Origin of the sequence: Arthrobacter globiformis, assembly GCF_030817195.1 — a bacterium.
Classification (GTDB): Bacteria; Actinomycetota; Actinomycetes; order Actinomycetales; family Micrococcaceae; genus Arthrobacter; species Arthrobacter globiformis_D.
Window position 1 is genome coordinate 486,263 of sequence record NZ_JAUSYZ010000001.1, and the last position, 24,103, is coordinate 510,365.

At 67.3% G+C, this 24,103-nt stretch carries 25 protein-coding genes; 11 read left to right on the plus strand and 14 right to left on the minus strand.

What is annotated here, in order from left to right; translation table 11 throughout:
* Positions 1–7 precede the first annotated feature (7 nt).
* Together QF036_RS02265 and QF036_RS02270 are read left to right on the plus strand one after the other, a co-directional pair.
* Complete coding sequence (locus QF036_RS02265) at positions 8–538, plus strand: YbhB/YbcL family Raf kinase inhibitor-like protein (protein WP_307098842.1); 531 nt, start codon at positions 8–10, stop codon at positions 536–538.
* A 200-nt stretch (positions 539–738) separates the two neighbouring features.
* A complete protein-coding gene (locus tag QF036_RS02270; RefSeq protein WP_307098844.1) occupies positions 739–1,734 on the plus strand; it encodes a substrate-binding domain-containing protein in 996 nt (331 codons plus the stop codon).
* On the opposite strand, the gene QF036_RS02275 is transcribed toward QF036_RS02270, so the two are convergent.
* From QF036_RS02275 to QF036_RS02290, 4 genes are all read right to left on the minus strand, one after another.
* Positions 1,731–2,012, minus strand: a complete 282-nt coding sequence (locus QF036_RS02275; RefSeq protein WP_307098846.1) for a hypothetical protein — start codon at positions 2,010–2,012, stop codon at positions 1,731–1,733. The two genes, QF036_RS02270 and QF036_RS02275, sit on opposite strands and share 4 nt — an antisense overlap.
* A gap of 142 nt (positions 2,013–2,154) precedes the next feature.
* On the minus strand, positions 2,155–2,415 hold the full coding sequence (locus QF036_RS02280) for an FCD domain-containing protein (RefSeq protein ID WP_307098848.1): 261 nt from the start codon (positions 2,413–2,415) through the stop codon (positions 2,155–2,157).
* Positions 2,416–2,643: 228 nt separating this feature from the next.
* The gene (locus QF036_RS02285; RefSeq protein WP_307098850.1) at positions 2,644–3,660 is read right to left on the minus strand and encodes a sugar phosphate isomerase/epimerase family protein; all 1,017 of its coding nucleotides are present in this window, start codon (positions 3,658–3,660) and stop codon (positions 2,644–2,646) included.
* Positions 3,657–4,835 carry a Gfo/Idh/MocA family protein gene (locus tag QF036_RS02290; RefSeq protein WP_307098852.1) on the minus strand — a complete coding sequence of 393 codons (1,179 nt, stop codon included), beginning with the start codon at positions 4,833–4,835 and terminating at the stop codon, positions 3,657–3,659. The genes QF036_RS02285 and QF036_RS02290 overlap by 4 nt, the downstream gene beginning before the upstream one ends.
* 144 nt (positions 4,836–4,979) lie before the next feature.
* On the opposite strand from QF036_RS02290, the gene QF036_RS02295 reads away from it, so the two are divergent.
* Positions 4,980–5,984: a LacI family DNA-binding transcriptional regulator gene (locus QF036_RS02295; RefSeq protein WP_307098854.1), complete on the plus strand. Its 1,005-nt coding sequence runs from the start codon at positions 4,980–4,982 to the stop codon at positions 5,982–5,984.
* Positions 5,985–6,019: 35 nt separating this feature from the next.
* Here QF036_RS02295 and QF036_RS02300 read toward each other — a convergent pair whose 3' ends face one another.
* Entirely contained in the window at positions 6,020–6,331 is a 312-nt protein-coding gene (locus QF036_RS02300) for a putative quinol monooxygenase (RefSeq protein ID WP_307098856.1), read from the minus strand.
* A gap of 15 nt (positions 6,332–6,346) precedes the next feature.
* Positions 6,347–7,399 carry a LacI family DNA-binding transcriptional regulator gene (locus QF036_RS02305; RefSeq protein ID WP_307098858.1) on the minus strand — a complete coding sequence of 351 codons (1,053 nt, stop codon included), beginning with the start codon at positions 7,397–7,399 and terminating at the stop codon, positions 6,347–6,349.
* A gap of 206 nt (positions 7,400–7,605) precedes the next feature.
* Between QF036_RS02305 and QF036_RS02310 the strand changes: the two genes are divergently transcribed.
* The 4 genes from QF036_RS02310 to QF036_RS02325 all read left to right on the plus strand — a co-directional run bounded on the left by QF036_RS02310 (position 7,606) and on the right by QF036_RS02325 (position 13,031).
* A complete protein-coding gene (locus tag QF036_RS02310) occupies positions 7,606–8,958 on the plus strand; it encodes an NAD(P)H-dependent oxidoreductase (protein ID WP_307098860.1) in 1,353 nt (450 codons plus the stop codon).
* A 94-nt stretch (positions 8,959–9,052) separates the two neighbouring features.
* Positions 9,053–10,075 carry a DctP family TRAP transporter solute-binding subunit gene (locus QF036_RS02315; RefSeq protein WP_307098862.1) on the plus strand — a complete coding sequence of 341 codons (1,023 nt, stop codon included), beginning with the start codon at positions 9,053–9,055 and terminating at the stop codon, positions 10,073–10,075.
* A gap of 81 nt (positions 10,076–10,156) precedes the next feature.
* Positions 10,157–12,076, plus strand: coding sequence for a TRAP transporter large permease (locus tag QF036_RS02320; RefSeq protein ID WP_307098864.1), 1,920 nt, complete (start codon positions 10,157–10,159; stop codon positions 12,074–12,076).
* A 28-nt stretch (positions 12,077–12,104) separates the two neighbouring features.
* The gene (locus QF036_RS02325; RefSeq protein ID WP_307098866.1) at positions 12,105–13,031 is read left to right on the plus strand and encodes an NAD(P)-dependent oxidoreductase; all 927 of its coding nucleotides are present in this window, start codon (positions 12,105–12,107) and stop codon (positions 13,029–13,031) included.
* Here QF036_RS02325 and QF036_RS02330 read toward each other — a convergent pair.
* Together QF036_RS02330 and QF036_RS02335 are read right to left on the minus strand one after the other, a co-directional pair.
* Positions 13,018–13,377 carry a hypothetical protein gene (locus QF036_RS02330; protein ID WP_307098868.1) on the minus strand — a complete coding sequence of 120 codons (360 nt, stop codon included), beginning with the start codon at positions 13,375–13,377 and terminating at the stop codon, positions 13,018–13,020. The two genes, QF036_RS02325 and QF036_RS02330, sit on opposite strands and share 14 nt — an antisense overlap.
* A gap of 4 nt (positions 13,378–13,381) precedes the next feature.
* Entirely contained in the window at positions 13,382–13,861 is a 480-nt protein-coding gene (locus tag QF036_RS02335) for an NUDIX domain-containing protein (protein WP_307105734.1), read from the minus strand.
* 159 nt (positions 13,862–14,020) lie between these two features.
* Between QF036_RS02335 and QF036_RS02340 the strand changes: the two genes are divergently transcribed.
* Entirely contained in the window at positions 14,021–14,347 is a 327-nt protein-coding gene (locus tag QF036_RS02340) for a PepSY domain-containing protein (RefSeq protein WP_307098870.1), read from the plus strand.
* 34 nt (positions 14,348–14,381) lie between these two features.
* Here QF036_RS02340 and nagA read toward each other — a convergent pair whose 3' ends face one another.
* The 4 genes from nagA to QF036_RS02360 are packed head-to-tail and all read right to left on the minus strand — an operon-like array spanning position 14,382 to position 19,100.
* Positions 14,382–15,515, minus strand: coding sequence for an N-acetylglucosamine-6-phosphate deacetylase (nagA, locus tag QF036_RS02345; protein ID WP_307098872.1), 1,134 nt, complete (start codon positions 15,513–15,515; stop codon positions 14,382–14,384).
* Positions 15,512–16,585: an SIS domain-containing protein gene (locus tag QF036_RS02350; protein WP_307098874.1), complete on the minus strand. Its 1,074-nt coding sequence runs from the start codon at positions 16,583–16,585 to the stop codon at positions 15,512–15,514. Before QF036_RS02350 ends, nagA begins: the two co-directional genes overlap by 4 nt.
* A gap of 50 nt (positions 16,586–16,635) precedes the next feature.
* Complete coding sequence (locus tag QF036_RS02355) at positions 16,636–17,682, minus strand: N-acetylglucosamine kinase (protein ID WP_307105735.1); 1,047 nt, start codon at positions 17,680–17,682, stop codon at positions 16,636–16,638.
* Positions 17,682–19,100: a sugar porter family MFS transporter gene (locus QF036_RS02360; protein ID WP_307098876.1), complete on the minus strand. Its 1,419-nt coding sequence runs from the start codon at positions 19,098–19,100 to the stop codon at positions 17,682–17,684. The genes QF036_RS02355 and QF036_RS02360 overlap by 1 nt, the downstream gene beginning before the upstream one ends.
* Positions 19,101–19,230: 130 nt before the next feature.
* Between QF036_RS02360 and QF036_RS02365 the strand changes: the two genes are divergently transcribed.
* Together QF036_RS02365 and QF036_RS02370 are read left to right on the plus strand one after the other, a co-directional pair.
* Positions 19,231–19,947, plus strand: coding sequence for a GntR family transcriptional regulator (locus QF036_RS02365; protein WP_307098878.1), 717 nt, complete (start codon positions 19,231–19,233; stop codon positions 19,945–19,947).
* A gap of 203 nt (positions 19,948–20,150) precedes the next feature.
* Positions 20,151–20,618, plus strand: coding sequence for a hypothetical protein (locus QF036_RS02370; protein WP_307098880.1), 468 nt, complete (start codon positions 20,151–20,153; stop codon positions 20,616–20,618).
* 68 nt (positions 20,619–20,686) lie between these two features.
* On the opposite strand, the gene QF036_RS02375 is transcribed toward QF036_RS02370, so the two are convergent.
* Positions 20,687–21,850 carry an ABC transporter substrate-binding protein gene (locus QF036_RS02375; protein WP_307098882.1) on the minus strand — a complete coding sequence of 388 codons (1,164 nt, stop codon included), beginning with the start codon at positions 21,848–21,850 and terminating at the stop codon, positions 20,687–20,689.
* Positions 21,851–22,027: 177 nt separating this feature from the next.
* Entirely contained in the window at positions 22,028–22,642 is a 615-nt protein-coding gene (locus QF036_RS02380) for a DUF6919 domain-containing protein (RefSeq protein WP_307098885.1), read from the minus strand.
* 175 nt (positions 22,643–22,817) lie between these two features.
* On the opposite strand from QF036_RS02380, the gene QF036_RS02385 reads away from it, so the two are divergent.
* Positions 22,818–23,831 (plus strand): ABC transporter substrate-binding protein, encoded by a 1,014-nt coding sequence (locus tag QF036_RS02385; protein ID WP_307098887.1) that lies wholly within the window; start codon positions 22,818–22,820, stop codon positions 23,829–23,831.
* Positions 23,832–24,103: the final 272 nt, after the last annotated feature.

Below are 24,103 nucleotides of genomic sequence, written 5' to 3' on the forward strand. Positions count from 1 at the left end.
GGCAGTCATGACATCGCAGCGTCCGTTTTCAAACCTGCCGGACGTCCCCACGTTCGGGCTTACCAGCCGGTCCTTCGAGGACGGCGGGATCCTGCCGCCGCCGCAGCGCAGCGGCAGGATGCATGCCGGCGGCGCCGACGAGTCCCCGCAACTGAGCTGGAGCGGCGCGCCGGACGGGACCAGGAGCTACGCCGTGACGGTGTTTGATCCGGACGCGCCGGGCGCCGACGGTTTCTGGCACTGGGCGGTCCTTAACATCCCGGCAGACACCACCTCCCTGGCAGAGGGCGCCGGGGCCGAGGGCGGCCCGCAGCTCCCGCCCGGCGCGACGCAGCTGAAGAACGACGCCGGCTTCCGCGGTTATGTGGGGGCGGCCCCGCCGCCGGGGCACGGCCGGCACCGTTACGTCGTCACCGTCTACGCACTGGACGTCGAGGAGCTGCCGGGCGGGGCAGGGGCGAAGCCCGCGGGGCTGGGTTCCGAACTGGCCCGTCACCTGCTGGGCACGGCAACCCTGACGGGTGTTTACCAGCGCTAAGGCGCCGGCGGCTGTTTACCAGCGCTAAGGCGCCGGCGGCAGGTGGCGCCGAATAGAACTATTGACAGGACAAACTCCTGCTCCTATCCTCAGTTTATGGAGCGCTCCAATTGCGCTCGGTCGCATCCCTCTTCTCCGGCCGGAAAGATGCAGTGGTGTGGTTCCCCCAGTCATCTGGACACGATCGAAGGAGATCACCAGTGAAGAAGTTTTTTTGGCGCCGCGCAGCGGTAGCCGCGGTCGCAATCCCGATGCTGGCTTTGACAGCATGCTCCAGCCAGGGCGGAAGGGCACCGGAAGCCGACAGCGGAGGCGGTGGGGGTCAAGCCGCCTCGACTCCGCGCATGAAGATTGCGCTGATCACGCACGCTCCGGCGGGCGACACCTTCTGGGACACCGTCCGGAAGGGCGCCGAGGAGGCCGCGGCCAAGGACAACGTGGAGCTCCTCTACACGAACGATCCCGAAGCCGGGCGGCAGGCGCAGCTGATCCAGCAGGCCGTGGACCAGAAGGTGGACGGAATCGCCGTCACCCTGGCCACGCCCGGCGCGCTGAAGGATTCCCTCAAGAAGGCCTCTGACGCCGGCATCCCCATCGTGAGCCTGAACGCCGGCGAGGACGTCTCCAAGCAGCTTGGGGCGTTTACGCACTTCGGTTCCAACGAGCAACTCGCCGGCCAGGCGGTGGGCGAGAAACTGGCGGCCGAGAACTTCAAGCACCCCATCTGCGTGATCCAGGCACAGGGGCACGTCGGGCTGGAAGCCCGCTGCGCCGGCGTGAAGTCCAAGGTTCCGGGAACCGAGATCCTGTACGTGAACGGCGCCGATATGACGTCGGTGGAATCAACCGCAACCGCCAAGCTGCAGGCAGCCAAGGACGCCGACGTCATCATTGGACTGGGTGCCCCGATCACGCTGACCCTCCTGAAGTCCGTGACCACCTCGGGCAGCTCGGCAAAGGTCGCCTCCTTTGACCTGAACAAGGAGCTCGCCCAGAAGATCGCCGACGGCACCGTGCTGTTCACGGTGGACCAGCAGCCCTGGCTCCAGGGCTACGAGTCCGTGGACGCCCTGTGGCAGGTCAAACGTGGCGGCTTCAAGCTCGGCGGCGGGCAGCCCGTGCTCACCGGACCCACCATCGTCGACAAGTCCAACGCGGCGGACGTCGTGAAGTTCGCCGACCAGGGCATCCGCTAACCGCCGCTGGTTCTGTCGAAACCGCCGCTGGTTGAGGTTGTCGTAAACCTCAGCCAGCGGCGTCGGCCAATCAGCGGTCCGCGATAAGGCGCCACGGGGGAGCGGCGAGGTCCGCCACCGGTACGGGAACTGAGCCGGAACCGCTGCGGGGCCCCGGCCGCGGCCACGGCGCGCTTCTCCTGCAGCACCGGCCGCGACGCGGTGACGATCTTCATGTCGGCACCGCCGAAATCAATGTACGGGCCAATGAGTCCGGGCTGGCCGGACGTGAGGGCCACTCGTACCAGGTCATTTCCGTGTAGTCGTAGTAGCGCCGGCCAGGACTGCCAGGTCGGCGAAAACCCTCTCCAAGCTCTGTCCAAGGGCCCGGGCCGTCGACTGCAGGACCTCGTCGATGGGTTTCACCGCTGGTCCGCCAGGTCAGGTGAGGATGGCCAGGCGCTGGTTGATGATGAGGGCGCCTTCCCGTTCGAAGTGGGCGATTGCAGTGTTCTCAGCTGCGCCGGGGTCCCCCTGCTCGATGGCGTCCAGGAGTGCCTCGTGTTCCTCCACGGCGGTCGGCTGTCCGTCCAGCCACGCCTGGCCCCACGTCAGCGGGGACAGCTCAGCGTGGATTTGGATTAAAGGGCCGTAAGACGGCGGGACTGTGCCGCTGCCCCCAACCCGATATGCAGGCGGCATCCGCCTGGCGAAGCATGTGCGGCGCGCAGCTTGCAGCAAAGCGCTGCGCGAGCTTCCGGAAGCGCCGCACGTCCTGCTCGTCGGAGCGTTTGGACGCCAGCCGGGCTGCCCTGTGTCACAAAGTCACACCTACGATACCTGCGGGCCGTATGACTCGGGCAACGACGGAAGCCTGCCGGCTGATTGCCGGCAGGCTCCCTGTCCGTGCTCGTATTGCAGGTCTGGCGGCTAGGGGCTGACCAGCGAGGCAGCCAGGGCCGCGTCTGCTTCCTTGAGAACCGTCGAGGCGACTTCCAGGCCCTCGATGCGGCCCAGTTCGACGTCTTCGTGTTCGATGTTGACGAGCATGTCGGGGTCCACTTCATGGAGGGCGCGCAGGAATTCGGTCCAGTAGGCGGTGTCGTGGCCTTTGCCGAGGGCGACGAAGTCCCAGGCGGCGGGCTTGGGCCATTCGTTGGCCCACTCGTCGCCACCCAGGTTGGTCCGGTTCTCTTCCGGTGCCAGCCGGCGGAAGCGGTTGTCCAGGACGCCATAGATGGCGGCCGTGTCCTTGTTGACCCGCACGTCCTTGGCCGCGGCGTGGAAGACCAGGGGGCCGAGTTCGCGGACTACGGCCACCGGGTCCATCTGCTGCCAGAACAGGTGGGAGGCGTCGAGTTCGACGCCGACGTGGGTGGCGCCGGTCAGTTCGACGAGCCTGTAGACATCGGCGGGGTTGAAGACGAGGTTCTGCGGGTGCAGTTCCAGGGCGACCTTGACGTCGAGGTCGGCGGCGAGCCGGTCGGTTGCCTTCCAGAACTCGGCGGCGACGCCCCACTGGTAGTCCAGGACGTCCAGTGCTGCGGAGTTCCAGGCGTTGACGATCCAGTTCGGCACGGTGGCGCCGGGTTCCCCGCCGGGGAGGCCGGACATGGTGACCACGCGGTTCTGGCCGAGCCTGTGGGCCAGGCGGATGGAGCGGCGGATGTCCTCGGCGTGCTTGTCACCGATCGCGCGGTTGGGGTGCAGTGGGTTGCCGTTGCAGTTCAGCCCGGCGATGGAGACGCCGGTGCCCTCGAAGATCGCCAGGTAGTCATCGCGGGCGGCGTCGCTCTCGAGGATGTCGTCGAAGGTGGGGACGTGGACGGCGGGCAGGAATCCGCCGGAGTTGATTTCGATGCCGGTGAGGCCCAGGTCGGCGACGACCTTCAGGGCCTCGGGAAGCGGGCGGTCGTGCAGGATCGCGTTGTAGACGCCGAGCTTCATAGTGTGATCTTCTTTCCGTTGTTCAGGGCTGATTCGGTGACCGCGGCGAGCAGTTCCATGTTGCGGACGCCTTCGTCGAAGGTGGCACAGCGCGGCAGGGATTCCGCTTCGCTGAGGCCGGCGACCTCTTCGAGGAACGCACGGGACTGGTAGGCGAACGCGTCGTTCTGGCCGAAGCCGACTTCAGGGGCGTCCATGGCCAGGCCGCCGGCGATGTAGGGGTGGCCCGGGCCGAGGATGACCTGGCGGTAGCCGTTTTCGTGGCCGGAGCCGTCGTTGAGGAACAGCTGGACCTCGCCGGGGCGGCGCTGGTCGAACTTGGCGGAGCCGTTCTCGCAGAAGACCTCAAAGTTGAGGCTGTTGGCATGTCCGGCTGCGACGCGGGAGACTTCGAAGCTGCCGGCGCCGTTTTCGAACTCGGCGGAGAAGGCTGCGTAGTCGTCGTTCTCCACCGCCTCAAAGGTGTCGCTGACGGCGGCGTGGTCATGTCCGATGACGGCGCCCAGGGGCAAGGGCCGCTTGTCGATGGCCGTGCTGAGGCGGCCACCGCTGACGGACTTGATGTCGCCACAGAGGAATTCGGAGACATAGGCCAGGTGGCTTCCGACGTCGGCCAGCGCCCCTGAGCCGGGGCCGCCCTTGTAGCGCCAGCTCATCGGGGCCTCCGGACTGAAGCCGTAGTCAGTCCAGTAGCGGCCGCTGAAGTGCAGCACCCTGCCCAGGGTCCCGTTCCGGATGAGGTCGCGGATGTAGGCGATGCCCGGCGTGCGGCGGAAGGTGAATCCGATGCGGGCGATTGAGGAGGCGCTGCGGGCGGCGTCGGCCATGGCCCGCGCGTCTTCCAGGGTGTCGCTCAGCGGCTTCTCGCACAGCACGTGCTTGCCGGCGGCGAGGAGGCCCTCCACCACTTCCCGGTGCAGTGAGTTGGCGATGACAACACTGACGACGTCGATGTCATCGGCCTCGGCGATGGCCTGCCATGAGGTGTCGTTGCGCTCGTAACCGAAGCGCCGAGCGGCGAGGGAGCCGAACTCCGGATTCACGTCTCCGATGGAGACCAGCCGGATGGGCGGCAGGACGGGGTTGTACAGGGCGGACGCGGTGCGGAAGGCGGCGGCGTGAGCCTTGCCTGCCATGCCCGCCCCGATGACGGCTACGCCGAGATCTTTGGGCATTGATTTTCTCCTTTGAAACGGGCTTTGCGGGACTCAGCCGCTGTGACGTGCGACGCGAAATGGAGCGCTCCATAAACACGATAGGGGTGTGACTTTGTCCTGTCAATATCCCAAAACGGTCCGCCGATGGGTGACAATTGCAGAGTGACCCAGGAGACCGGCAAACGCCCGAACATTTACGACGTTGCCTCCGCGGCCGGGGTATCGAAATCCCTGGTCTCGTTGGTCCTGCGCGGTGCGCCCGGCGTGTCAGCTGCGCGCCGCGCCGCCGTCGAGGAAGCTATCGAACGGCTGAACTACCGCCCCAGCCGGGCGGCAGCGACTCTTGCGGGAAACCGGTCCCGGACCATCGGCGTCGTACTGGACGACTACCGGAACCTCTGGTTCGTCGGCCTGCTGGGCGGGCTCCACGATGAACTCGCGCCCCTCGGCTTCCGGGTGGCTGTCGCCGACCCGTCGTTCAACGCCCACTTGGACCGGACGCCGGTGGACGGCCTCATGTCTTTGCGCGTTGACGGCATCGTGATCGCGACCGAGCCCACGGAGGAGATGTTCGCCGCACTTGACGTTCCCGCAGTGGTGGCGGGCAACCGCGACGTCGTTGTCCCGGGCGCGGACATTGTGGCCAATGATGACGAGGCAGGCGGCCGCCTGGCCACCGAGCACCTGATCGGACTGGGGCACAGGGAAATCGGGCATGTGACCGGCGGGGGCGGCGCCGCCCGTCTTCGGGCGCAGGGGTTTGAGGCCGCGATGCGCGGACACGGGCTGGCGCCGGACATCGCGCAGGGCCACGGCCTGACGATGGAGCCGGACGGCTACGAGGGCGCGCTGAAGCTGCTGGATCGAAACCCGGCGCTTACTGCGATTTTTGCCGCCAACGACGTGATGGCGATGGGTGTGGCGGCGGCGGCGCGGGACCGGGGGCGGCGGATTCCGGAGGACCTGTCCCTGATCGGCTACGACAATTCGCCGCTCGCGTCGGCGAACCTGCTGCGCCTGACCACCATCGACGGCCGCAACGGCGAGGTGGGTGCAGGGGCTGCGAAGGCCCTGCTGGACCGCATGAAGGACCCGGAACTGCCCGTCCGGACGAAGCTCGTGGACCCGGAACTGGTGGTCAGGGGCTCGACGGCGTCCCCCGCCTGAAACGCTCAGGCGAGGGGCCGCCGTCGTTCGTCAAATCAGAGCGCGCCCTGCGCGCTGGTGCCCGCAGGGATCGCGGCCAGCCGGGTCACTTCCACCGGTTCCTCAAGGAGTCCCTCTAGCGAGGCGTTCAGGCGCTTGACGGCGTCGCCGGCGCCGTGGGCGTCGAGGAGTTCGGCGCTTTCCCACTTTTCGATCATGACAATCTGGCCGTTCGGGGCTTCGTGGATGGCGTACAGGATGCAGCCCGGCTCCTCGTGCACCTCCGCGATGGCGGGGGAGAGGGCGGCGACGACGTCAGCGAAGGCACCTTCCTTGGGCGTGAACATGGCGGTGACAACTACGGTCATGGGTTTTCCTTTTCATTATCTGGTTGCGGACTTGCTGGTGACGGTGCGGACAGGGGCCGCGCAGCTGCTGCGCGGCACGAAATCGGCCTGCACTTCGATGGTTCTGGCGCCGGCGGGAAGCCGGCCCTGCATCCGTCCGAGGACGAGCTCGAGGGAATGCACCGCAAGCATGCCGATCGGCTGCCGGATCACGCTGAGCGGGGGGCTTGTCAGTTCGGTCCAAGGGTTGTCGTCAAAGACGATCACTGAGAGGTCGCCTGGTATCCGCACACCCATCTGGACGAGGCGCCGGACTGAGCTTTGCACCTGGGCGGTGTTGGCGACGATCAGTCCCGTGGGGGGCTCCGGGAGAGCCAGGAGGGACCCGACGGCGTCGCCCCCGCCATCTCCGCGGAAGGGGACGTCCCGGACCAGCGTGGGGTCGAGGCTTATCGAAGCGCTTTCGAGGGCGGACCGGTAGCCGCCGATCCGCGAACGCCCCGTGGAGGTGCTTGCGGGGCCGGTGATCAGCCCGATCCGCTCGTGGCCGAGCGCGATGAGGTGGTCGGTGGCGCGCCAGGCAGAGTCGGAGTTTTCGATGCTGACGACGTCGACGTCGCTGAGTTCCGCAATGGCGCGGTCAACGAAAACCACGTTGACCCCGAGGTCCCGCAGGCGGTCCCATTTCTCGACGTTTCCGCCCGTTGGGGTGGCGATGACGCCACCCACCGAGCGGTCAAGGAGCGTGTCCAGGGATTCGGCCTCAAGGTGCGGGTCCTCCTGGGTGGTCATGACCACCACCTGCACGCCGTGGCTGCGGGCCTCCCACACCACGCGGTCCGCCAGTTGGGCGAAAAACGGGTTGGCAAGGTCCGTGACCACCAGGCCGACGGTGAGGGCGTGGCCGGCGCTGAGCTCACGCGCCGCGGCGCGGGGGGGACGGTATCCGAGTTCGCTGATGACGTTCAGCACCTGTTCCCGCTTGGCCGGCGCGACAGGGCCGGAGTCCGGGTTCAGCACCCGCGACACCACGGATACCGAGACCCCCGCCGCTGCCGCCACGTCGCGGATAGTGGGCGCCTTCTTCAATGCTCCTCCTTGCGGCCGGTGGGGTTCACCGACATCTGTTGACACAGCTTAACACTGACTGGTACAAAAGTGGAACCGGTTCCACTCCGGTACTCCAGATCACCGCATCTGCTAACGCAGATCACAAACAGTGCGACGAAGAGGTTGCTCTACCGCAAGGTGGACGGCCATCTCTCTTCGGTCAGACATCAATCAGAGAGATTCCCATGAACCTTCACAAGCTTCTTAGCGACCGCGAGAACCAGGGCCGCCCGATCCGCGTCGGACTCATCGGCGCCGGCCGGTACGGCACCATGTACCTCGCCCAGGCAAACAACATCCCTGGCATCCATGTTGTTGCCATCGCTGACATCAATGTGAAGCGGGCGGAAGGCGCCTTCGAGCTCGTCGGCTGGCCCCAGAACCAGATCGCCCCGGACATCGCGACTGCCCTGGAGAACCGCTCCACCACCATCGTGGCAAACGCCGACGAACTGTTCGATGTCGACATCGACGTCATCGTGGAAGCCACCGGCAACCCGATCGTCGGCGTGAAGCACGCGCTGCGGGCGATCGAAACCAAGAAGCACATCATCATGGTCACGGTCGAGGCCGACGCCCTGGCTGGACCGGCCCTCGCCAAGCGCGCGGAAGAAGCCGGCGTCGTCTATTCCATGGCGTACGGCGACCAGCCCGCCCTCATCATGGAACTGGTGGACTGGGCCCGGACCAGCGGCTTCGACGTGGTCTGCGCGGGCAAGGGCGCCAAGTACCTTGAGCACTACCACGAGATGAACCCGGACAATGTGTGGGAAAACTGGGAGTTCTCCAAGGAGCTCACCGACTCCGGCCAGCTGAACCCTTACATGCACACCTCCTTCCGTGACGGCACCAAGGCATCCATCGAGATGGCGGCCGTCGCCAACGGCGCCGGCCTCACGCCGTCGGACGCCGGACTGACCTTCACTCCAGGCGACGTGGAAGAAATCGCCACCATCTGCCGCCCGGCCGACGTCGGGGGTGCCCTGGCGCACGAGGGAAGCGTGGACGTCATGTCCAGCGTCAACCGCGACGGCAGCTGGATCAGCCACAACACCCAGGAAGGCGTCTTCGTCGTCGTCAAGGCGACCAACGGCTACGTCTCCGGCTGCTTCAACGAATACCCGTGGCACCCCGACCCCACCGGCCAGTACGCAGCCCTGTACCGCCCGTACCACTACGTGGGTCTCGAACTGAACATGTCCATCGCCAATGCAGCCCTCCGCGGCATCGCAACCGGCTCGCCCGTCGGCTTCTTCGGCGACGTCGTTGCCACGGCCAAGAAGGACCTGAAGGCCGGCGAATTCCTCGACGGCGAGGGCGGGTTCACCGTCTGGGGCAAGCTCGTCTCGGCCAAGCATTCCGTGGCGATTGGCGCCCTGCCGGTGGCACTCGCCCACCACGTCGAGCTGCGTGCCGACATTGCCAAGGGTGCCACCGTCCGCTGGGAAGACGTCATCATGGACGACTCGCTGTCCCAGGCCCTCGAGCTGCGCCGTGAAACCGAAGCGCTTGTTACCGAAGCGGCGCTGAGCGCCTAATTCACATACCTATCCCTATCTCCCGGGCGCGCTGCGAACCCCCAAGCTTCCCGCGCCCGGGAACAAGAATCCTTCCAATGAAGAAAGGCATCACATGAAATCGAAGACCCGCGCCCTCACCGGAGTGCTGGCATGCACCCTCGCCGCCTCCGTCCTCGCCGGCTGCGCCTCCGGGGCGCCCGGCGCCGGCTCGCCGGTGGCCAAGATCCAGCTGTCCATCCCGGATCCTCTGACCTCCTCGGTGGGTGTCTCCGCCCAGCACTTCGCCGACCAGGTGAAAAAGACCTCCAACGGCTCCGTGGTTGTCACGGTGGTACCGAACGGAACGAGCTTCAGCGGGGACCAGAACGCGGCCGTCACGAGGCTGCAGGGCGGCTCGCTGGATGCACTGATCCTGTCGACGTCGGTTTATGCATCCGTGGTGCCCGAGATGAACGCCATCAGCATCCCCTACCTCTTCGACGACACAAAGGAAGAGGCGGCATTCCTGGCCGGCATGCCCGGCGACGTGCTGAAGGAGAAGCTCAAGGAGAAGAACACCGTCGCGCTGTCCTTCCTCACCAGGACCGGACGCCAGATCACCAACTCCGAACGCCCCATCGAGCAGCCGTCGGACTTGAAGGGCCTGAAGATCCGCGTCCCGGGCAACCCGCTGTGGACGGACTTCTTCGGCAAGCTGGGCGCGAGCCCCACCACCATGGCGTTCTCCGAGGTCTTCACCGGCCTGCAGACCGGAACCATCGACGGACAGGAAAACCCGATCGAGGTGCCGTGGACCAACAAGTTCTCGGAAGTCCAGAAGTACGTCTCGCTGACGCACCACATCAACGACGCCTGGGTCCTGGCCCTGTCCTCCAAGAAGTGGGACTCGCTGAACGAGGACCAGAAGAAGGTCCTGACGGATGCGTCAGCCGAGACCGCCACCTTCAAGACTGAATACGACGCCGAACAGTCAGAGAAGCAGCTGGCCGAACTCACCGCCAAGGGCATGAAGGCCAACGAGCCCACCGCCGCCGGACTCGAGCAGTTCAAGGCCGTTTCCAAGAGCCTGTACCCGGACTTCTCCAAGCTGATCGGCAAGGAATTCTTCGACCAGGCCATTGCCGCAGCCAAGTAAACCCCTTGAGGGCCGGAGCGCAGCCCGGCGCTCCGGCCCTCACCAAGCATCCCGCTCTCAACGTTGACAGTCTGGAAAAACATGGAACATACACTCGCCCCGAAGGAACTCGAAGAGGTCCTTCCCTCCGATGCGGAAGAGATCCTCCACCACGGGCACGTCGCACCGCGCTGGAGCGGAGCCGTCTGGCTGGACAAGGCCCTGGAATGGACCGTCGGCGCGGCCATCCTTGCCGAGCTCGTGGTTATCCTGCTGAACATCATGGTCCGGGTTGTCACCGGGGATTCCGTGCTGTGGACGCAGGAAGTCTCTGAAATCGCACTGCTGACCATCGCCTTCATCGGCGGTGCCATCGCCTATCCCAAGGGTGCGCACATGGCCGTCCAGGCCCTGATCATGCGGCTTCCGGCTAGCTGGAAGCCTTATCTGGCGGCCCTGGTCGATTGCCTCGTCTTCGTCATGAGTGCGGGCGCCTTTGCGCTCTTCGTCCCCACCCTCGTCCAGCAGCTCGAGGAAAAGACGCCGATCCTCCAGCTGCCGGTGTTCTGGGTTTCGCTGCCCTTCTCCATCGGCATGGTGCTCATTGCCTGGTTTGCTGTCCTGAAACTCACGCGGCAGCCGCGCCGCGCCGTCCTGCTCGGCGCGGGGATCACCGCAGTCCTGGCCGCCGCCGTTGTCCTGTCCCAGCCGCTGTTCTACTACGCCTCGCCCAACGTCCTCCTCGGCGTGGTCCTGGTTGCCCTGTTCGCCCTGCTGTTCCTTGGCCTGCCCATCGCGTTCGTCCTGGCACTGGCCTCCGGCATCTACCTCTACCTCGGCGGGATCTCGGAGGTCAGCGCGATCCCGATCGGCATGGCCTCGGGGGCCAAGGGCTTCGTGCTGCTGGCGATCCCGTTCTTCATCCTCGCCGGCACCGTCATGAACTCCGCCGGCCTGACCCTGCCGCTCGCCAAGCTGGTGGACGCACTCATCGGGCACCTGCGGGGCGGTCTTCTCCAGGTGGTCGTCGTGACCATGTACATCTTCTCCGGCATCTCCGGCTCCAAGGTTGCGGACGTCGCGGCCGTGGGAACCACCATGCGCGGCATGCTCGAGGAACGCAAGTACCCGCGCGGCGAGGTCGTCGCCGTTTTGTCCGCCTCGGCCATCATGGGTGAAACCATCCCGCCGAGCATCGTCCTGCTCATCATGGGCTCCATCACCACGATCTCCACCACCACGCTGTTCCTCGCCGGCTTCGTTCCGGCCGCTTTCCTGGCCCTCGTGGTCATGGCGCTCGTTTTCCTCCGCGCAAAGAAGCAGGGGGGCGTCTCCAGCCCCAGGGCCACCTGGCGTGCGCGCGGTTCCGCCACGTTCTTCGCCATCCCCACGCTGCTGCTGCCGGTCGGCATGGTGGTGGGCATCCTGAGCGGCTTCGCCACTCCCACCGAGGTGTCCTCGGTCGCCGTCGCCTATGCCTTTGTCCTTGCCGCCGCCTACCGGCGCGGCAGCAAACGGCTGCTGGGCGATACGCTGCGGGAAACGACGACGACGGCCGGCATGGTTCTGTTCATCATCGCTGCCGCGTCGCCGCTGGCCCAGACGCTTGCCCTCGCCGGTGTGTCCCAGCAGATCCATGACCTCATGTCCGGCCTGGGCGACTCACCCATTCTCTTCATGCTGTTCACTGTGGTGCTGCTGATCATCATGGGCCAGCTGCTGGAGGGCCTGCCCGCCGTGCTGATCTTCGCACCGCTGCTCCTGCCCATCGCCACCGAATTCGGCGTCAACCCGGTGCAGTACGCCATGGTGCTGATCATCTCGATGGGCATCGGTTCATTCGCGCCGCCGGCCGGTGTCGGCTTCTATGTGGCCTGCGCAACCGGTCTTGAGACCGTGGAAAAGAGCCTCAAGCATTTCTGGCCGTACCTCATCGCGGTGTTCATCGGGCTGCTGGTGCTTGCCGCCGTTCCATGGTTCAGCACCTTCCTGCCCGCCATGGCCGGCCTGATTCCCTTCTAGCGACGTGGGCACAGTGACAGAGGCAGCAGTGACAGACACACAGAACCAGTTGAAGTCCGGGGTTTCAACGTCGGTGGCCCTGCTGGGCACCGGCCCGATGGGCGCCCCGATCGCCAGGAACATCCTGGCCGCCGGCGTCCCGCTCACGCTCTGGAACCGCACCGCGGAAAAGGCCAGAGCCATCGGCGGGGGACGCGTGGCCGGCACACCGGCGGAGGCTGCCGCCGGCGTCGTCCTCACCGTCCTGCCGGACCTGCCGCAGGTCGCCAGCCTGCTGCCCGGCGAGGACGGGCTGCTGGCCGGGTGGAAGGCGGCCGGCATCGAGGAACCGGTCCTCGTCATTCACGGAACGGTGTCGCCGGTTGCCGTGGCCCGGTTCGCCGAGGACTGCAAGAACCTGCACGGGGTGACGGTGGTGGACGCACCGCTCAGCGGCGGAACCATCGGAGCCGAGGAAGGCCGGCTGAGCACCATGGCCGGAGGGCCGCGTGACACCGTGCGGCGCCTCCTGCCTCTCTTCGGGCTCTACAGTTCCACTGTCGTCTGGTTTGGCGAAGCCGGCGCAGGATCCACGGTCAAGGCCTGCAACCAGATCGTCGTCTCCGCCACGGTCACGGCCCTCGCCGAGGCCATGGCCGTGGCGACGGCCACCGGGCTTGACCCCGAGAAGGTGCAGTCCATTCTGGCCGGCGGGCTGGCGAATTCGGAGGTGCTCAGGCAGAAGGGACAGCGCTGGATCGATCAGGACTTCGAAGGCGGCGGCTCTGCGAAAAACCAGCTGAAGGACCTGAACTTCATTGCCGAGATCGCCAAGGACGCCGGGCTGGAGCTGCCGCTCTCCGCCAGCGTCCGCGGTGCCTTCGAGCTAATGGTCGATGCCGGAGACGGCGATCTCGACCACACCGGGATCTACCGGACGATTCTGGGGAAGCCGGGACACGCTAGCCGTCGGTGAGGCGCCGGGCGTGCTCGGCCTCAGAGGGGCCGAGTTCGCCGGGGCCGCCGCCGAGGAATGCCCAGCGGCTGGTGCGGCCATCCGGGCCGGTGAGGCTTCCTTCGCGGAGGGCGCTGTCGATACGGGTGCGGACCAGGGCTTCGTTCCCCGGTTCGGTGGCGAATATGATCCGCAGGGTAACCGTGTCCCCGTCCCTGTCCGGCCGGGTGTGGTGCGGCGCCAGCGGGCAGGGCGGCGGATGGTCCCAGCTTCCGCACAGCTCAAGGGTGACTGCGGCACCCAAGGCGCGCAGGTCGCCGTCGGCCTCCATCATTACAGTGGCCTCGTGCACGAACGCTGCGCGCATAGTGTCATTCACCCTCGGCGCCCCGGAGGTGCTCGAGCAGCGCGTCGAGGATTGGCAGTTGGCCTTTGACCAGCTTGGTGCGGGCCTCGGATTCACCGATCCACTCGGCCCGGTCGATCTCCGGAAAGTCCTGGACCGTTCCGGACCCCTTGGGCCATTCCAGCGGAAAGGTGTTGCTCAGGATCTTCTCGGGCGCGAAGGCGGACTCGGCGGCGAACGCGGTGATGAGCTTGCCCGAGGGCTGCCGGAAGGTACCGAGCAGCACGTAGTCCGCGGAGGGCGCCGGGACACCCATTTCCTCCGCGAACTCACGCTGCGCCGCCGCGAGCGGATCCTCCTCTTCAAGGTACTCGCCCTTGGGAATCGACCAGGCGCGCTCATCCTTGCGCTCCCAGAAAGGGCCGCCCATGTGGGCGATCCACACTTCCACTTCCGCCCCGCCGTTCTGCCGATACAGCAGAAGGCCTGCACTCCTGACCGCCATGTTGCCCTCCAGCCCCAAGGCTACCCCCGGGATGCCGGCACAGACCGGCGCCTGCAGACCGGGCCTGCTTCCGCTGATCGAGCTTGTCGAGATCAAGCCGCCTTGTCCCGCTCCCTCCGCGGGGGGACACTGGAAAAAACGATGCGAAGGGAGTCTGTCGTGCGCAAGAGAACAGCATGGCTTATTGGAGCAGCCGTCGCCGCGGCGGCTCTGGGAGGTGCGTCGGTTGCAGCGGCTTCCGTGAACCCCTTCGACGATGACTCGAGCACAAATGGCGGCACGCAACAGCCACTGAACCAGACCGACCGAGACAAGGCAGTCGACGCCGCGATGGCCAAGGTTGGGCCCGGGCAGGTGACCGAAGTCGAGCGGGGCGACGACGCCGGTTCCGCCTACGAGGTGGAGATCCGCAAGAGCGACGGGTCCGAGGTGGAAGTCAACATCGGCCCCAACTTCCAGTTCCTGAACCAGAGTCCGGACGACTGACCGGCGGGGGTTTCGACAGGCTCAACAAGCGGCGTCAACGCCCGAGCCATTCGCCTGCCTTCATGACCGCCGCCACCTCAAGATCCGGGGTGAGGACCACCAGGTCCGCCTTCCGGCCGGCTTCGATGCGGCCCACGTCGGACAGTCCCAGCATGTCCGCCGGGTTCTGGCTGGCCGCCCGGATGGCGTCGGCGAGCGGGATGCCGGCGTCGTGGACTGCGTGCCGTACTGCCGCGTCCAGCGTGAGGATGCTGCCGGCGATGGTGCCGTCGCTGACCAGGCGCGCCTCGCCGTCGGACACCCGGACGTCCAGCCCGCCGAGCTGGTACGTGCCTTCCTGCGCGCAGGCCGCGGCCATGGCGTCGGTGACGAAGACGGCGCGGGCCGGGCTGGCCGCAATGAAGCGGACCAGCGACGGGTGGAGGTGGACGCCGTCGGCAATGACCTCCGCGAAAACGGAAGGGTCCTCCAGCAGCGCCAGGGCCGGCCCGGGTTCCCGGTGGTGCAGCGGCCGCATCGCGTTGAATACGTGCGTTCCGGCGGTGGCTCCCGCGGCCATCGCCTCGCGGGCCACGTCGTAACCCGCTCCCGTGTGGCCGATGGCCGCGACAGCGCCGTAGCCCGTGATCTGCCGGATGGCGGCCAGCCCGCCGTCCAGTTCAGGCGCGATCGTGACCATCCGGACGGTGCCCCGCCCGGCCAGCATCAGCCGGTCGATGGCCGATGCTTCCGGCGCGAGCAGAAGTTCCGCCGCGTGGGCGCCCCGGTGGTCCGGGCTGAGCCACGGGCCCTCCAAATGAATGCCGGCCAGCACCCCCTGCTCCACCAGGGCCGCCAGCGCGGCCACCGCGTTCTCGAGCTGCGTGAGCGGGGCGGTGACCAGGCTGGCCATCAGCGTGGTGGTGCCGTGCGAGCGGTGCACGTCGGTGATCCGGACCGCGGCGGCAGCGGGATCGGCGTCGTTGAAGCTGAAGCCGCCGCCGCCATGGATGTGGGCGTCCACAAAACCGGGTGCGAGCGTGGCGTCCGGAAAATCGGCGTCGGGCTTCCGGGCGGGCAGCCCGGGACCCGCCGCGGTGATCCGGCCGCCGTCGGTCTCCACCCAGCCGGGCTGCAGCACGGCATCAGGCAGGATGACTCGCGAAGCGGAAATGAGCGTGGGACTCACCAGGTTTCCGTGATCTTGCGGAGGCCGCGGGGAGCATCCGGGTCCTGGTGGCGTGCGGCCGCCATCGCGTGGGCCAGCCGCTGCAGGGGCATGATCTCCAGGATCGGCGAGAGCTGTTCGTGGACGGCCGGCAGCGGCACCACGTGGTTAAGCGGGCGGGCAGCGCCGGGGTTACCCACCAGGCAGACGTCGGCGCCGCGTTCGGCGAGGCGGTCCAGCACGGGGTGCAGGGCACGGCCGCCGGCTCCCGGGGAGGCGACGGCGACGACTGGCCGGTCGGCGTCGATCATGGCGAAGGGCCCGTGCAGCAGGTCCGCGCCGGAGAAGGCGTGCGCGGCCAGGTAGGACGTTTCCATCAGTTTCAGCGCCGCCTCCCGTGCGGTGGGGTAGGAAAAGCCGCGTCCCGTGGTGATGATGTGGTTCACGAAGCGGTAGCGGTCTGCAACCTCCAGTATCTCCGGCCGGGCCAGCACATCGGCGGCGAGACGCGGCAGGTCCGCGGCTTCCGCGCCGTTTCCTCCGGCCCAGGCATTGATCAGCTGCCACAGCGCCAGCAGCTGCGACGTGTAGCTCTTGGTTGCGGCCACGGCACGCTCCGGCCCGGCCAGAATGTCCAGGTGGTGCCGGGCGGCAGCGGCCAGCGGCGAGGACGGGGCGTTCGTGACGGCCACGGTGAGGGCGCCGCCGCCCCGGGCGGCAGCGGCGGTGGAGTCCACCAGGTCCGGGGAGCCGCCGGACTGGCTGACCGCCAGCCACAGCACGCCGTCCATCTTCGGTTCCGCGCCATAGACCGTAAGGCTCGACGGCGACGCCAGCCCGGCCGGCAGCCCCAGCACCGTCTCGATGAGGTACTTCGCATACAGGGCCGCGTGGTCGCTGGTGCCGCGCGCGGCCAGGAGGACGTACCTGATGTCGGCGTCCCGGAGGGTGGCGGCCAGACGGGTGACGGCGGGACGCCCGTGTTCAAGCTGGCGGGCGAGTGCCTCCGGCTGTTCCAGGATTTCGGCAGCCATCAGGGAACCGGGAAGCGGGGCTGCGGCGGCAGGGGCGAGCGTGTTTTGCGAGGTCATGGGTCTCCTTGGGTGGGGATCAGCTGGGCAGGGATAAAGGGGGAGGGGGATCAGGCGGGGATCTTGGCGGCTGGCGGTGCGTCCGCCAGCTGGCGGGCCAGCTCCACGGCGCCCCAGGCGGGCGCCCGGTCCAGCACGCGGACGTCGGTGAGGCCGCTGGCTGCCAGCAGCTCGCACACCCTGCCGGCCAGCGACGGCTGGTTGACCAGCATTCCGCCCGCCAGCAGGACCGGTGCTCCTTCAGGATTGCTGCCCAGCCTCCGGTTCACCGTCAGGGCCAGGACTGCGAGGTGCTGCGCGGCGTCCTCGGCGATGGCTGCGCTCGCGGCGTCCGAGGCGGCGAGGTCGAACGCAGTTCCGGCCAGCCCGGCCCAGTACCGGCGCTCCGGCCGGCGGTAGAACAGGTCCAGCAGCTCCCCGGGTTCCGTGGCTTCGGTCTGCGCCAGGAGGTGGGCGGTCAACGGCCCGGCGGGCAGTCCGTCGTCGGATTCCCGCAAAGCGTTGCGGACCGCGCCGCGGGCCACGGCGTAACCGCTGCCCTCGTCGCCGAGCAGGTAGCCCCAGCCGCCGGCCCGGGCCTCCCGGCCGTCAACGGCCTTCGCCCAAGCGGCGGAACCGGTGCCGGAGATGAGGACGGTGCCTGCTGTGAGGCCGCCGGCCGCAAGGATGATGCGGGTGTCGTGGTCCACGTGGATCCGGGCTCCGGGGAACCGGCGGGAGAGCAGGCCAGCCAGCTGTTCCCGGGCTGCCGGCGTGTCCGCTCCCGCAGCACCGGCAAACACGGCGCCGATTCCGTGGCCTGCAGGATCGGCGATGCCCAGCCGGGCAGCGAGGTCATCCAGCGCCGCGGCGGCTTCGCCCGGGCCGACGGAGGCGATGTTCGCGCTCCCCGCTGTGCACTCAGTGAGCCGTGGGCACTCAGCCAACTGCTGCGTCGGTGAGACCCTGCCGCCCGGAACGGAGCCGCCGCCGGCGGTCCCGCCGTCGTCCATTGGCTCAACATCAGCCAGGATGGCGTGGGTCTTGGAACCGCCAATATCTAAACCGAGGACACGGTCCAGGCCGGGGACACGGTCCGGGCCGGGGACGTGCCGCATCACTTGGCCGCCGGCTTGGTGCTGCCGTCGGTGGTGCCGGTGGCTTCAGGCCAGCGGGCGCCGTTTTCCCAGTAGTGGCGGATTTCCTCGAGGTTTCGGCCCTTGGTTTCGGGCGCGAGGCGGTGGACGAAGACGAAGCCGGCGATGGCCAGCGCCCCGAACACTGCGAAGGTGCCGGCACCGCCGAGCCGCTGGAGCATGGTCAGGAAGAACGCAGCGACGATCACGTTGGCCACGAGGTCCGAGGTCAGCATGGCGCTGGCGCCGAGGGAACGCAGCCGGGCGGGGAACGACTCGCCGGCGTAGACCCAGACCAGTGCGCCGAAGCCGAAGGTGAAGCCTACGGTGAACAGCAGGACCCCGAGGAAGCCGACCACAGTCAGTACGCCACCGAAGTCGCGTCCGGCCAGGAAGACGCCCACCAGGATGACGTTGGCCACGATCATCATGCCGATGCCGCCGAGCAGGATGGGCCGCCGGCCCACCCGGTCCACCAGGGACAGCGAGACGAACACCGCCACCAGGGATGCGGCCTGGACCAGCGCGGGCAGCAGCAGGAGGGCGGCGTTGCCGGTGAAGCCCATGGCCTCGAAGATCCGGGGGCTGTAATAGACCACGGCGTTGATGCCGGTGATCTGGATGAAGAAGCCGAGTCCGACGACGAACACGGTCGCCTTCAGGTACGGCGAGCGGAGCATCTCGCGCAGGCCGCCGCCGCGTTCTTCGCCGATGGCCCGCCGCATGTCGGCCAGTTCGGCGTCGACGTCGGCATCCGGCTCGATCGAGCTGAGCGTGCGGCGGGCGTCTTCGGTGCGTCCGCGCATCATGTACCAGCGGGCGGTGTCCGGGAGGCGCAGGGTGACGGCGAGGACTGCGAGGGCCGGAACGGCGGCGAGGCCCAGCATGAGCCGCCAGTTTTCGGAGGCGGACAGCACGTAGGCGGCCAGGTAGCCGATGATGATGCCGATGACCGTGGCCACCTGGTACGCCACGAGCAGTGCGCCGCGCACCTTGGGCGGCGCTGATTCGGCCACGAAGACGGGCACCACCACCACGGAGATGCCGATGGTCAGGCCCAGGAGCAGGCGGGCAACAAGCAGCATCGGCACATCTGCGGCGAGGGCGCTGAGCACCGCAAAGGCGGCATATGCACCCGCGACACCCACCATGCAGGCCTTGCGGCCCAACTTGTTGGCGAGCCACCCGCCGAGGACGGCGCCCAATACTTCACCGATGACGACGGCGGTGGTCACCAGCTCCTGTTGGCTGGTGGAGAGCTGGAACTCCTTGGTGATGAACAGCAGGGCGCCGGCGATATTCGACAGATCGTAGCCGTAGATTATGCCGATGGTGGCGGCGGTGCCACCGACCAGAAGGCCGAGGCGGGGCGTCTGGCGCAGGTCTTGCAGGAACGACATCTTTGGGTCCTTGGAAGTGGGATGGGAGATCAGGGGGTCTGGAAACGGGTTCATGGCCAGAATTGGTGTAAACCAATTTGCATCATTTTGGCCTAGACCAATTTTCGTGTCAATAGGTACCATCAGATTCATGGGAACCTCCGCCGCCTCTGCCCTGCCCAAGTACTACGTACTCAAGGAGCAGATCCTCGCCCTCATCGAGGACGCGGCACCGGGAACGCTGATCCCCACCGAGCGCGCCCTTGCCGAGCAGTACGGGACGTCCCGCACCACCGTCCGGCAGGCGATCGGTGAGCTGGTGGCCGAGGGCCGGTTGGACCGAACGCAGGGGCGCGGGACGTTTGTGGCGCCGCCCAAGGTGACGCACGTCCGCCAGCTAACGTCCTTTTCCGATGACGCCGCGAGCCAGGGCCTCACGGCTGCGGCCCGGATCGTGGATGTGAGCGTGCTTCCCGCGGATCCGGCCACGGCGCGGCGTCTGGCGGTGGAGCCGGGGACTGACGTCCACCGGGTGGAGCGGATCAGGCTGGTGGACGGTGAGCCGCTCGCGCACGAGATTGCGTTCCTTGCCGGGCCGCTCCCGGACCTGGCGCGGACTGTGGCCGATCGCGGCTCCTTGTATGCTGCCCTGCGCGAGGACTATGGAATCCGGATCGCCGAGGTGGAGGACACCGTGGAGACCAAGCTGGCCGGACCGGCGGAGGTGCAGCTCCTCGATGTCGAAATGGGCGCGCCCATGCTGCTGGTCCACCGGCTCGGCTTCACCCACGAAGGGCGGCCCGTGGAGTGGACTGAGTCGGTCTTCCGGGGCGACCGGTTCCGCTTCGTGGCGCGGATGCGCGTCTAGGGAAGGCGCTGGCCCTTCCGGCGGCAGGCCAGGCACCGTACGGGCGGAACGCCCGTTTGTTACGCCCAACTGCGGAAGATGAAGCACTGTTGCGTAACACGACGGCGGGTGTCGCCGAGCATTGTGAAGCAAGTTACCGGGTGGTTGTGTAAGTCCATAATCACGACGGGGCGGCGTAGCGCCCTCCCTGAATCGAGGGGGACATGATCACAGCTTTGGTTCACAGAATCCGCACGCAATGCGGCGCGGAACTGAACACCTTCCGCAGCCAGGTGCACGCACTGGCGCGGCAGGACATCGGTTCCGGAGGCCTCGATGCGGCGGCCACCACCATGGCCCGCCGGCCGTGCCTTGCCACCCCGGGAGTGTCCGTGGACATTGTCGGCTTCACCTGCCCCCGTTCCTCCGACGGCGTGCCCTCGGTGCGCGTTGCCGTGTCCATGAGCCTGCAGCCCGGCCGGATGGCCTCCGCCGTCCACTGGGAAGAGGCCCATGCCTGGGCCGGAGCCGTGGCCGGCGGGGAATGGGTTGCCGCCGAATATGTCGGAAGCCAGGAAGGCCCGGACGGCATGGTCTTTCACTACGCCCTGAAAAACGCGGAGGACCCGTACGCCCTGCCCGAGTATTCCGCCGTGCCGGAGTACTCGGCGGCATATTCGGAGGTGCTGTAAAAGCGGGTTCAACCACAAAGGATCCGGCGGGAGTTGCTCCCGCCGGATCCTTTTGTTTGTGTTCCGAGTTATTCCTTGCCCAGCCCTGCGGCAGAGGTCTTTTCACCGGTGACTTCATTCAGCTTCGCCAGGTCGAAGATGCCGTTGATGTCGGCCTGCTTGGTGGTACCGGCGTCCACGCCGTCCTGCAGCAGCTTCTTGAACGCTCCGGCCAGCGGGTCCACCGTGAACACAATGTTCTTCAGCGAGCGATCAATAACTTCCTGCGGGAGTGCTTTGCCGGCGGCTTCCTTCAGGGCGGCGTTCACTTCCGTGGCCTTCTCGGCGGCCGGGGTGTGGTTCAGCCACTTCACAGCCTCGACGTGGCCCCTGAGCAGGGCCTCCACCGTCTGCGGGTGCTCCGCGGCGAACTTCTTGTTCACGATCAGGATGGTGGTGGGGAACTCGCCGGGCTTGCCCGTCAGCGACCCGTCCCACAGGTCCTTCTCATCCACCAGGACCTTCGCTCCGGCCTGGAGCACCAAACGGGAGGCCCACGGCTCAGGCAACCACGCGCCGTCGAGCTTGCCGTTCTGGAACAGCTTCAGGGTCTGGGCGTTCTCGGTGGGGTTGATCGCAACGTCCCCGCCGCCGTCGGTGTTGGTCTTGTAGCCCTGCTTGCCCAGCCAGGCGCGCAGCGCCACGTCCTGGGTGCCGCCCAGCTGCGGCGACGCCAGGGTCTTGCCCTTGAGGTCCGCCGCGGTCTTGATTTCCGGCTTGACCACCAGCTGCGCGCCGCCGGAGGCTGCCCCGGCGATGATGTTGATGGATTCGCCCTTGCTCTTGACGAACGAGTTGATGGCCGGGTTCGGGCCGATGTAGGTGGCGTCGATCGCGCCGGCGTTCAGCGCCTCGATCGCTGCCGGGCCCGCGTTGAATACCTGCGTGCTCAGCTTGGTATCGCCCAGCTCCTTGGCGATGAAGCCCTTCTGGACTCCAACCAGCGCGGTGGCGTGGGTGATGTTCCCGAAGTAGCCCAGCTTCAGCTCGGTGGCGGGGCTGGTGGCAGCGGCCGCGTTGGCGGAATCCGGGGTGGCGTTGTTGGCGGCCGTGGTGGCGACGGCGACGCCTGCTCCCAGGACGGCAAGGATGCCGGCGGCAATGCCGATCTTGAGCCCGCTGGGGCGTTTCCGGTTGGCGGGCTGGCCCGCGGCGATCCGGGTGGAGCCCGGGAAATCGTTCGGAGAAGTCATGATGTTTCCTTTTGGATGGTGGAGCGGAGGGGATGGCGCTGAGCGTTGGATTGAGATTACGGAGGCCCCTCGGGCGGCCACAATGGCAGCCGACGCAGGCGTTCACCCGGCGTCGCAATGGTTCATCCTGGCGGTCTTATGGCTTCACCGGGAGTCGCGGAACGTCAAAAATCAGGCTTACAGCCCGTCCGGGTCGGACTTCAGGGTTTCCAGCACGGCGGGCAGCAGGTGCTGTTGCCGGCCCCAGACCGGGTCGAGCAGTTCGACGTACCAGGAGTCGGCCAGCAGCAGGGCGAGGGTCTCGTTGCTTTCGCGCGCCCAGTCCTGGATCTGCTCCGATTCGACCGGATTTTCGCTGCTTCCCAGGACGGTCACCACTTCGCCGTCGTGCAGTGTGACCGGAACGGACGCCTGGCTGACCTCCCCCGGGGCATGGGCGATGGCAATGAGTTCCGTCCCGGCAGACAGCCGCAGCAGGAGGGCCGCCGACTCCGGGGTGCAGAAGCCGGTGACGTACTCGCGCTGGGCGTGGCCGGCGTCGGGGCCGAGGCCGGGCTGGGATTCCTTGGTGAACAGTCCGTTGCGGTTGAGCTCAGCCAGCTGGCCGGCGATGGGCAGGGTCTCGTCGTCGAAGCGCGGGGCGAGGGTTCCGGGCTGGTACTCGCTGGTGCCCTCAAGCCACCGCGCGGTCAGCTCTCCGGCTGCGGCGAGTGAACTTGCCTGCCGCCACACTTCACGGTCTGCCAGAAGCCTGCCGTAGCTGTCACGTTCGGTGGTGAATTGATCGCTCATACTCGATGCTAGGCGCGGTTTAGGGATGAGCGGCAGGCCCAATGACGCCGTCGAACGCCGTGTTAATCGCGGTTACGCCGCGTATCTCCCGGTTTCTCCGCGCTTTGACCGCCCTTTGGGGCTACCGGATAGTTGCTGCCACAACCTTCGCATTCACTACTTCCAGGGGGCAACCATGGTCCGTCAGTCTCTCAAGTCCCGCACGGGCGCACTCAAGCCGGGGGTGGGCCTGGCCCTCGCCGCCACCAGCCTGCTGGCGCTTTCCGCCTGCTCCGATCCGGGCGCTGCGGCTGCGGGCGGTGCAGCGTCCTCGAACGTGCCAGCCGCCACTGCGTCGGCGGCCAAGACGTTCAACCTGACGCCCGAGCAGGACCGCGTTCCCGTCACCGAGGACGAGGCTGCTGCGGCGCTGGTTCCGGCAGCCATCAAGAAGGACGGGAAGCTGACGGTTGCCGTCAGCCCGTTCGCACCGCCGCTGGCGGTTTACGCCACGGACAATAAGACGCCGGTGGGCAACGAAGTGGATATCGCCGTCGCACTGGCCCAGACGCTGGGACTGGAGGCCGAGATCGTCCCGACCGCCTGGGCAGACTGGCCCCTCGGCGTCGAGTCAGGCAAGTACGAGGCCGTCCTCTCCAACGTCACCGTGACGGAGGAACGCAAGCTCAAGTTCGACTTTGCCAGCTACCGGGATGACAAGCTCGGCTTCTACGCCAAGAGCGACAGCGACATCGCCAAGGTCGAATCCGCCGCGGACGTCGCGGGCAAGCGCGTCATTGTCGGCTCGGGCACCAACCAGGAATCCATCCTGCTGCGCTGGGACGAGGAGAACAAGGCCAAGGGGCTGAAGCCGGTCGAGTTCCAGTACTACGACGACGACTCCGCCTCGAACCTGGCGCTGCAGTCCGGCCGCGCGGACCTGACGTTCGGGCCGAACGCCACCGCCGCCTACAAGTCCGCGACCGACGAGAAGACCAAGCTGGTGGGCCTGGTGGACGGAGGCTGGCCGCTGAAGGCGAGCATCGCCGCCACCACCAAGAAGGGCAATGGCTTCGCGGCAGCTGCGCAGGCCGGGCTGAACCACCTGATCGAGGACGGCACCTACGGCAAGATCCTGGACCGCTGGGGCCTGTCATCCGAGGCTGTGGCCAAGTCGGAACTGAACCCGGCGGGGCTCCCGAAGAGTTAATTTCACGCCGATTGCTCCGTAGCTGCCCTTTCGACCCCCGAAAACGGCAGTTACGGAGCAGCCGATCGGTTTCAGGACGCCGGACGACGATCGGCCGGAGGCCACCTGCCGACGCGAACTCCGCCATGGCGCGCACGGCGTCCTCGTCGTCGCCCGCGATGAGGACGTCGAGCTGCCGGCCTGCCCACGTCACCGGCTGCCATTTGCATTCATTTGTCGCCCGGTTCCGGTCCGCAAATGGCAGCGCCATTGCTCCGGAAGCTGCATTGTTG

Coding starts and splice junctions, on each gene's coding strand:
- QF036_RS02265 (WP_307098842.1), top strand. CDS start 8: ATGACATCGCAGCGTCCGTTTTCAAACCTGCCGGACGTCCCCACGTTC.
- QF036_RS02280 (WP_307098848.1), bottom strand. CDS start 2,415: ATGCCGCCTGCATATCGGGTTGGGGGCAGCGGCACAGTCCCGCCGTCT.
- QF036_RS02285 (WP_307098850.1), bottom strand. CDS start 3,660: ATGAAGCTCGGCGTCTACAACGCGATCCTGCACGACCGCCCGCTTCCC.
- QF036_RS02290 (WP_307098852.1), bottom strand. CDS start 4,835: ATGCCCAAAGATCTCGGCGTAGCCGTCATCGGGGCGGGCATGGCAGGC.
- QF036_RS02300 (WP_307098856.1), bottom strand. CDS start 6,331: ATGACCGTAGTTGTCACCGCCATGTTCACGCCCAAGGAAGGTGCCTTC.
- QF036_RS02310 (WP_307098860.1), top strand. CDS start 7,606: ATGAACCTTCACAAGCTTCTTAGCGACCGCGAGAACCAGGGCCGCCCG.
- QF036_RS02315 (WP_307098862.1), top strand. CDS start 9,053: ATGAAATCGAAGACCCGCGCCCTCACCGGAGTGCTGGCATGCACCCTC.
- QF036_RS02320 (WP_307098864.1), top strand. CDS start 10,157: ATGGAACATACACTCGCCCCGAAGGAACTCGAAGAGGTCCTTCCCTCC.
- QF036_RS02330 (WP_307098868.1), bottom strand. CDS start 13,377: ATGCGCGCAGCGTTCGTGCACGAGGCCACTGTAATGATGGAGGCCGAC.
- QF036_RS02335 (WP_307105734.1), bottom strand. CDS start 13,861: ATGGCGGTCAGGAGTGCAGGCCTTCTGCTGTATCGGCAGAACGGCGGG.
- QF036_RS02350 (WP_307098874.1), bottom strand. CDS start 16,585: ATGACCTCGCAAAACACGCTCGCCCCTGCCGCCGCAGCCCCGCTTCCC.
- QF036_RS02355 (WP_307105735.1), bottom strand. CDS start 17,682: ATGCGGCACGTCCCCGGCCCGGACCGTGTCCCCGGCCTGGACCGTGTC.
- QF036_RS02360 (WP_307098876.1), bottom strand. CDS start 19,100: ATGTCGTTCCTGCAAGACCTGCGCCAGACGCCCCGCCTCGGCCTTCTG.
- QF036_RS02365 (WP_307098878.1), top strand. CDS start 19,231: ATGGGAACCTCCGCCGCCTCTGCCCTGCCCAAGTACTACGTACTCAAG.
- QF036_RS02370 (WP_307098880.1), top strand. CDS start 20,151: ATGATCACAGCTTTGGTTCACAGAATCCGCACGCAATGCGGCGCGGAA.
- QF036_RS02375 (WP_307098882.1), bottom strand. CDS start 21,850: ATGACTTCTCCGAACGATTTCCCGGGCTCCACCCGGATCGCCGCGGGC.
- QF036_RS02380 (WP_307098885.1), bottom strand. CDS start 22,642: ATGAGCGATCAATTCACCACCGAACGTGACAGCTACGGCAGGCTTCTG.
- QF036_RS02385 (WP_307098887.1), top strand. CDS start 22,818: ATGGTCCGTCAGTCTCTCAAGTCCCGCACGGGCGCACTCAAGCCGGGG.